Origin of the sequence: Sphingopyxis sp. LC363, assembly GCF_000756385.1 — a bacterium.
In the GTDB taxonomy this organism is placed as follows: Bacteria; Pseudomonadota; Alphaproteobacteria; order Sphingomonadales; family Sphingomonadaceae; genus Sphingopyxis.
Genome location: NZ_JNFC01000054.1, coordinates 1 through 8,059, shown reverse-complemented (window position 1 = coordinate 8,059; position 8,059 = coordinate 1). Strand labels below are relative to the sequence as shown.

The 8,059-nt window shown below is 69.0% G+C and carries 8 protein-coding genes; all 8 read left to right on the top strand.

The features are described from left to right. The first annotated feature begins 92 nt into the window (after positions 1–92). Positions 93–248 carry a phage tail assembly chaperone gene (locus FG95_RS20335; protein ID WP_081933216.1) on the top strand — a complete coding sequence of 52 codons (156 nt, stop codon included), beginning with the start codon at positions 93–95 and terminating at the stop codon, positions 246–248. Then, a complete protein-coding gene (locus tag FG95_RS16640; protein WP_037557336.1) occupies positions 241–807 on the top strand; it encodes a hypothetical protein in 567 nt (188 codons plus the stop codon). The genes FG95_RS20335 and FG95_RS16640 overlap by 8 nt, the downstream gene beginning before the upstream one ends. Positions 808–985: 178 nt before the next feature. Beyond that, entirely contained in the window at positions 986–3,340 is a 2,355-nt protein-coding gene (locus FG95_RS16635) for a DUF2460 domain-containing protein (protein ID WP_052182459.1), read from the top strand. Continuing rightward, positions 3,334–4,155 (top strand): DUF2163 domain-containing protein, encoded by an 822-nt coding sequence (locus tag FG95_RS16630; RefSeq protein WP_037557335.1) that lies wholly within the window; start codon positions 3,334–3,336, stop codon positions 4,153–4,155. Before FG95_RS16635 ends, FG95_RS16630 begins: the two co-directional genes overlap by 7 nt. Further along, positions 4,148–4,549, top strand: coding sequence for an NlpC/P60 family protein (locus FG95_RS16625; RefSeq protein WP_037557334.1), 402 nt, complete (start codon positions 4,148–4,150; stop codon positions 4,547–4,549). Before FG95_RS16630 ends, FG95_RS16625 begins: the two co-directional genes overlap by 8 nt. 10 nt (positions 4,550–4,559) lie before the next feature. After that, a complete protein-coding gene (locus FG95_RS16620; protein WP_037557333.1) occupies positions 4,560–6,737 on the top strand; it encodes a phage tail protein in 2,178 nt (725 codons plus the stop codon). A 9-nt stretch (positions 6,738–6,746) separates the two neighbouring features. Continuing rightward, positions 6,747–7,199: a DUF2793 domain-containing protein gene (locus tag FG95_RS16615; RefSeq protein WP_037557331.1), complete on the top strand. Its 453-nt coding sequence runs from the start codon at positions 6,747–6,749 to the stop codon at positions 7,197–7,199. Positions 7,200–7,330: 131 nt separating this feature from the next. Beyond that, on the top strand, positions 7,331–8,059 hold a 729-nt coding region (locus FG95_RS16610), incomplete at its 3' end, for an outer membrane protein (RefSeq protein WP_037557339.1).

Below are 8,059 nucleotides of genomic sequence, written 5' to 3'. Positions count from 1 at the left end.
CTGCGACTAGCGAGCAAGCTCGCAGGTCTGGCTGCCCCTCCCGCTTGCGGGGGGGGAGTGTCGGGTCTGCGGCGGGGGCGCTTGTGGGCCCGATGGCACGCGTCGCGGGATGGCGGCCGGGCGAGTTCTGGGCGGCGACGCCGGCCGATGTTCGCGCGGCGCTGGCCGGGTGGGTCGACCCCGGCGAGGCGGCCTGTCTCGACGGTGCGGCGCTGGCGGCGATGATGGAGAGATTTCCCGATGGATGAGGTGGACGAAATGGTGGTCGCGGTGCGCGCCGATACCGGAGCGTTCCGGCGCGACATCGCGGCAATGCGCGCCGAACTGGGCGGGCCGTTGGTCGTCGAAGCCGACCGGGCGGGGCGTGCGATCGAGCGGGCGCTGTCGCGCGCGATCGTGAGCGGCAAGATGGGGTTCGAGGATCTGAAGCGGCTCGCGCTGTCGGTGATGGCCGATATTGCGCGCACGGCGATTTCGAATGGCATAGGCGCGGCGAGCGGCGGATCGGGCGGCGGGGGATTGCTGTCGCTGGGCACGTCGATCGCGATGGCGCTGTTCGGCGCGCCGGGCCGCGCGACGGGCGGGCCGGTGAGCGCCGGGCGCGCCTATCGCGTCGGCGAGCGCGGACCCGAGCTGTTCGTGCCGACCGCGAGCGGACGGATCGAGGCTGCGGGCGGCGGCGTGCGCAAAATCGCGATCACGGTGAATGTGCGGGGCGAGGCGGGCAGCGAGCCCCAGCGGCTGGCGCAGACAGGGCGGCAACTGGCGCGCGCGGTGCGGCGCGCAGTGGCGGCGGGCGAGGATTAAACGGTGGGGGCATTCCCACAAGTCCCTCCCCTTCAGGGGAGGGGAAGGGGTGGGGGTCATCGACCTTGCGCAAGGCCGATGGCCCCCACCCCACTGCACTAGCGAGCAAGCTCGCAAGTTCCGTTGCCCCTCCCCTGAAGGGGAGGGGTTTATACTATAAACTGGAAAGGCTGTTGCGATGGGTTGGGCATTGGTCGCGGCCGCAGCGCCGCATCATCGCAAGGGCTGGCTCAAGCGGTTCGATCCGCGGTTCTGGACGGTCGATTTCGCGCGGCCGATGATGGCGAGCGTGACGAGCGACGCGCCGGGCACGCTGCGCGTCGAGGCGGTCTTTTACCGGAAGCAGGATCTGGCGGGGCTGATCTGGGAGAGCGAGGATCGCTGGGATCATCCGCTGCTCGCCTATGAGACGAAACGCGATTTCCGGCACACGCGGCTGAGCTTCCGCTGGCGGTCGGGCGGAGTGAAGCCGCTCGATGCGCTGCACGGGCCGACGCTGACGATCGAGGGGCGCGACGCCGCGGGCAGCGCTCGCGCCTGGTATGTAAGGCTGTGGAATTATGCCGAGGGGTCGGCGGAGGATGCCGTCGTCACGCTCGATTTCGATGCGCTCGACGGCGGCTTCCTGCTTCCCGGCGAGGCCGATCCGGTGTGGGCGGGCGATATCGACCGGATGTTCATTTCGCTCGTGCCGCCGGACTATGACGACGGCGACGGCGTGCTGCCGGCGCCGGCGCTGGGCTGGGCCGAGATGAGCGAGATTGCCTGCTCGGGCTCGGGATCGGTGCTGGCGATCGGCGATGTCGTGATGCCCGAGCTGGACCCGGAAAAAGGGGGGCTGGGCATCGCGAGCGGCTACGACGACAGCTATCATCTGACCCCGGCGCGGCTGGTGCGGCAGGTCGTGCAGCTCGGCTATCGCGGCGATATCGTCCATTATGTCGGGATGAGCCATTATATGCGGCTCGAGACGGCGGAGGGTGCATTTCGTGCTGGCGTAGCCGACGGCGCGCTCAATGCGCCGTGCGCGGCGTGGCACGCGGGGTTCGCGGCGGCATGCGAAGCGGCGGGGCTGGGGGTGATCTGGTCGCTCTCCTACGAGCTGTTCGACGCCTATTGCCCCGAAGACTGGAAGCAGCGCGCGAGCGACGGGTCGCCGGCGCTGACCGGGTGGGAGCCGCCGTCGACCTTGCTGTCGCCCGCGAATGACGAGGCGATGGGATATTTGCAGGCGGTCGCGCGCGCGTTCGTCGCGATCGGCGCGGCGGCGGGGCTCGACCTGAAATTCCAGGTCGGCGAACCATGGTGGTGGATCGCGGGCGAAGGGCGGATCTGCGCCTATGATGCCGCGACGACGGCGATGCTGGGGAGCGCGAGCGTGCCGATCGCCGATGTACGCGGGGCGCTGGACGCGTCGCAACTGGCGATGCTCGATGCGCTGGGGGCGCTGCTCGCGGCGTCGACGACGGCGCTGGTCGCGGCGGCGCGGGGCGAGGCGGGCGCGGCGGGGCTGGCGAGCCATCTGCTCGTCTATCTGCCGACGGTGCTCGACCCCGCGGCGCCCGCGCTGCGCCGCGCCAATGTGCCGTTAGGGTGGGCGGCGCCGGCTTTCGACGTGCTACAACTGGAGGATTATGATTGGGTGACCGGCGGGCGCGGCGTGGAAACGGCGCGTGCGCGGACGGCGATGACGGTACGGCTCGGCTACCCGGCCCATGAGCAGCATTATTTTTCGGGCTTCGTGCTGTTGCCCGAGCAGCGCGCGCAATGGGCGGCGATCGCCGAGGCGGCCAGCGCGGCGCGGCGCGCGGGGGTGGCGCGCGCCTTTATCTGGGCGCTGCCGCAGGTGGCGCGGGACGGTTTCGTGACGTTCGACGAACAGGTTGGTGACGGGGAGGATGATGTGCAGGCTTTCGATGCGGTGGATTTCCCCCTTGCGATCGGGCGCGAGGCGGTCGTCGCGACCGAATTTTCGACCCAGATCGTGAGCTCGCCGTCGGGACACGAGCAGCGCGCGAGCGAATGGGCCGAGCCGCGGATGCGTTATGATGCGGGGCCGGGAATCCGGTCCGAAACCGATGTGCGCGCGCTGACCGATTTCTTTCGCGCGCGGCGCGGCGCGGCGCGGGGGTTTCGTTTTCGCGATCCCTTCGACGGGAGTTCGGCGGCCGACGGCGGTCCGCCGGCGGCGGGCGATCAGCTGCTCGGTCTGGGCGACGGGGAACGGCGGCAGTTCGCGCTGGTGAAGCGCTATGGCGAAGGCGATGCCGAACAGGTCCGCCCGATCCGGCTGCCGGTCGAAGGGAGCGTGCGCGTCTCGGTCGACGGGATCGAGACGGCGGCGTTCCTGATCACCGACGATGGCGAGGTGTCGCTCGACGCGGCGCCGGGGCCGGGAGTCGCTGTGCGCGCGGGTTTTCTGTTCGACGTGCCGGTGCGCTTTGCCGAAGACCGACTGGAGGCGAGTCGCGCGACCTTTCTCGCGGGCGAGTTGGCGAGCGTGCCGCTGGTCGAGGTGCGGGCGCCATGGTGATGACGGAAGCGCCCGGCTGGCTGCGCGAGGAATTGGTGACGCTCGCCTGGTGCTGGCGGCTGGCGCGGCGCGACGGCGTCGCGATCGGCTTCACCTCGCACGACCGTGACCTGATGATCGGCGGGCTTGTGCATCGCGCGGCTCCGGGGATGAAACCCTCGGCGATCGAGACGAACGACAGCCTCGACGTCGCGACGCTGGACATCGAGGGCGCGATTGCGAGCGATGCGATCGCCGCGCGCGATCTGGAGGCGGGGCGCTGGGACGGCGCGGAGCTTGAGCTGTTCGTGGCCGACTGGACCGCGCCCGAGGCGGCGCCGGTGACGGTCGCGCGCGGATCATTAGGTGCAATCGAGCAGCGCGGGGCGGCCTTTTCCGCCGAGCTGCAGGGCGTGACGCGGCTGCTCGATCGGCCGGTGTGCCCGGCTACCTCGCCCTCGTGCCGCGCGATGCTCGGCGACCGCGCGTGCCGCGTCGACCTGGCGCCGCGCGCGCATGTCCGGCGCGTGGTGGCGGTCGACGGGCGCGTGGTGACGCTCGACGCGGCGGTGGGCGGCATGGCGTTCGGCAGCGTGTCGTGGATCGAAGGCGCCAATTGCGGCCTGGAAAGTCCGGTGATTTCGGCGGACGGAAAAAGTCTTCACCTCGCCGAGGCGCCAGCGTTCGCACCAGCGGCACCGGTGCGCGTGCGGCTGGTCGAGGGATGCGACAAGCAGCTTGCGACCTGCCGCGACCGTTTTGCCAATGCGATCAATTTTCGCGGCGAGGCGCATCTGCCGGGCAATGATTTGCTGACGCGTTATCCCGGTGGCTGAATACGGCGAGGCCGCCTTTCGCGCGGCCCGCGCGATGGTGGGGGTCCGGTTTCGCCCGCAGGGGAAAGATCCGGCAACGGGGGTGGACTGTGTCGGGCTGGTGTGGGCGGCCTATGCGGCGGCGGGACGGCGGCTGGCGCGGCCGGCTGCTTATCCGCTGCGCGGCTGGGGATTGGAGCGGATCGAGGGCGCGCTCGCGGCTGCGGGCTTCGTCCGCGCCGGCGATGCGGTGCGTCCCGGCGATGTCGCCCTGATCGCGCATCCGGCGCGGCAATATCATCTCGGCCTGATCGGGCGCGAGACTTTCATTCATGCCCATGCGGGGCTGCGCCGGGTGGTCGAGACGCCGCTCGACTTTGGCGTGCGCGGCGCCCGGCGATGGCGCCTTTCATAAGGGGACGGCAATGGCGACGTTGGTGCTGACGGTGGTGGGCGGGATTGTCGGAGGACCGGTGGGTGCCGCGATCGGCGCGGCGGTCGGACAGCAGGTCGACGCACAGATATTCAAGCCCAAGGGGCGCGAGGGACCGCGGCTCGCCGACCTGAAGGTCCAGGCGTCGACCTATGGCCAGCAGATCCCGCAATTGTTCGGGACGATGCGCGTTGCGGGCAGCGTGATCTGGGCGACCGACCTGATCGAGCGGCGGACCAAGCGCGGCGGCGGCAAGGGGCGGCCGTCGACGAGCGAATATAGCTATGCCGTATCGCTGGCGATCGCACTGTCGTCGCGCCCCGTCCGCGCGATCAAGCGCATCTGGGCCGACGGCAATCTGCTGCGCGGGACGAGCGGCAGTTTTCGCGAGCGCTGCACCTTTCGCTGGTATGACGGGAGCGAGGATCAGGAGGCCGATCCGTTGATCGCGTCGGCGCTGGGGATCGCGTCGGCGAGCGCGTTTCGCGGGCTGTCGTACGCGGTCTTCGAGGAACTCGAACTGGGGGCGTTCGGCAACCGGATCCCGTCGCTGACCTTCGAGGTCGAGGCCGATGTGGGGTGTATCGACGTCGGGCTGATCGGCGACGAACTGCTCGGAGACGTGGGGCGCTGCGGCGGCGTGTGGCCCTTTTCGGGCTATGCAGCGTCGGGCGACCGGGCACGCGACGCGCTGGCGCCGCTGTTCGATGCCGACGGAGTGCGGCTGGCGAGCGGGCCCGAGGGTTGGCATTTGGCGCCGGCGACAGGAGCGGGCGACGTGCCGACGCTGAGCGGCTTTTTCGAGGCGCGGCGGAACGACGCCGCTGGCGATTGCGCCGAGCGGCAACGCGCGCCCTTGTCGTCGCTGCCGGGGACGGTCCGCCTGCGCCACTATGAACCGGAGCGCGATTTTCAACTTGGCCAGCAGACGAGCCGGATCGCGGGCGGCGGCGCGCGCGAGGAACGGATCGACCTGCCGGCGGTGCTGCCGGCGTCGTCGGCGCGGGCGTTGGCGCAACGCCTGGTCTCCGCCGCTGCGGACGAGCGCGAGACGGTGATTCGGCACGCCGACCTGGCCGCGCTGGCGCTAACCGTCGGAGGGGTTGTCGCCGGCGCCGACGGGAGCCGCTGGCGACTGGTGGGACGGATAGTGCGCGGGAACGAAATCTCGCTCGAACTGCGACGCCACCAACCGCTGCCCGCCGCCGAGCTTCCGGCAGCGCCAGGCGTTCCGGTCGGCGCTCCCGACTGGCCCGACGCCGCCGGCATGGTTCACCTGTTCGATCTTCCCAACGCGGGTAGCTCCGCCGCCTCGACGCCCAGAATCCTGATCGCCGGGGCCGGTAGCAACGATGGCTGGCGTGGCGCCGATTGCTGGTTTGTCGCGTCGCCCGGGGCCGAACCAGTCTCCGTGGGATCGTTGCGCCCGGCGGCAGCGCTCGGCCTGCTTGCCGCGCCGCTGACGGCGGGGAGCGAAAGCCTGTTTGATCTTGTCGGCACGGTGACGGTCGAACTGGTCAATTCGTCGATGGTGCTCGAATCGGTTGACGATGCCGCGCTGCTGGCCGGTGCCAACCGGGCCATGGTCGGTGGTGAGCTGCTGCAGTTCGGCCAAGCCGAGATTGTGGGGCCGGGGATATGGCGTTTGACGCGCTTGCTCCGCGGGCGTTCGGGGACCGCGAGCAAGCTGATTCATCCGGTGGGCGAGCCATTTGTCCTGCTCGACGATCCGGCGTTGCTGATGCTGCCCGAGGTGCTTGCCGCAATGACAGCGGGAGGGGGTGCGGCGCTTCAATGGGCGGCGCGGAACGATACTGCGCTCACCGAGATCGAGATAGTGGCGGCCGGACAAGCGTTGGAACCGCTTTCGCCCGTACACGGGCAAGTCCGCCCGGACGGCGCGGGCGGAATCACGATCGGATGGACAAGGCGAAGCCGCGTCGACACCGGCTGGCGCGACCATGTCGACCTGCCGCTGGGCGAAGCCCGGGAAATGTGGCGCGTTTCGATGGTGCCGCCGGTCCCCGGCGTCGGGCCATGGGAACTGGAGACACCGACGCTCAATATCGGCGCCGACGAGTTGGCGGCGCTGGCACCGGGACACGCGATGGAAATTCGTCAAACGGGGGATTTTTCCCAGTCACCGCCGCTTTTCCTGACTTTGACATAAGGACAGATCATGACCGACATGCCGATCACGCCGCGCTTTGGGTTACCGTTACTTGCCGTTGCGCAAGCGCAAAAGGAGGTAACCCACAACGAAGCTCTGACCTTGCTCGACGCGCTCGTTCACGCAACGGTCGAAGCGGGGCCGCTTGCGACACCGCCCGCGAATCCAGTTGCCGGAGAATGCTGGATCGTCGGTGCCGCGCCGGCTGGGGCCTGGGCCGGGCATGCCGATGCAATCGCGATCGGGACGGCGGGCGGATGGCGATTTGCGGCGCCGCGCGAGGGGATGCGCGTCATCCGGATCGTCGATGGAGCGCGGCTCCGATTCGAGGGCGGGACCTGGATTGAGCCGGCGACGGTCGCCGCGCCCGCAGGCGGCTCGGTGGTCGACTCCGAAGCGCGGAGCGCAATCGCAGTGCTGATCACGCAGCTCGTCGCGGAGGGTATCCTGATTTCAGGCTGAATTTCCGTGCGTTGACAGAAAAGGTGCGACTTTTTGGCAACAGATTGACGATTTGTTTCACTTGCACGGAACCAAAGCGGCGAGTAGGACGTCTGCCGAGACGTATATCTCAAATTGAAAGGGGAATTACTATGAGGAAGCTTGCCGTCGCTGTGGCGTTGGCCTCCACCACCCTGACGTCGCCTGCCATGGCGCGCGACGACTCCTGGTATGTTGGTGTTGGTGCCGGCGCAATGCTCGTCGAGGACCTGGACCTCGATATCGGCACCTTCAACAATGCCGGTACGCTCGATCATCGCGCTGGCTACGATGTCGAAGGCACCGTCGGTTATGACTTCGGCGGTTTCCGCGCGGAAGTCGAAGTCGGTTTCCGTGAAGCCGACATCAAGTCGGGCCGTTTCACGAGCCCCGGCATTCCGAGCACCCCTGGTGCCACCGGCCCCAATTTCACCGGCAACACCGATCTGAACGGCGATTCGAACGCGCTCAGCTTCATGGTCAATGGTCTGCTCGACTTCGGTGACGACGACGGCCTTCAGGGCTTTGTCGGCGGCGGCGCCGGTGTCGCCCGCGTTTCGGTCGAACCCGTTTTCGCGGGTCCGTTCCTCGATGATTCTGACACGGGCTTCGCCTGGCAGGCGATCGCGGGCGTCCGCGCTCCGCTCAGCGACAACATCGACGTTGGTCTGAAGTATCGCTTCTTCAACGCCGACAACCTCGATCTGGTCGATCAGGCCGGTCGCGACGTTTCGACGCGTTTCCGTTCGCACTCGATCCTCGGCACGCTGACGTTCAACTTCGGTGGCGCAGAACCGCCGCCGCCGCCGGCTCCGCCCCCGCCCCCCCCGCCGCCGCCCCCC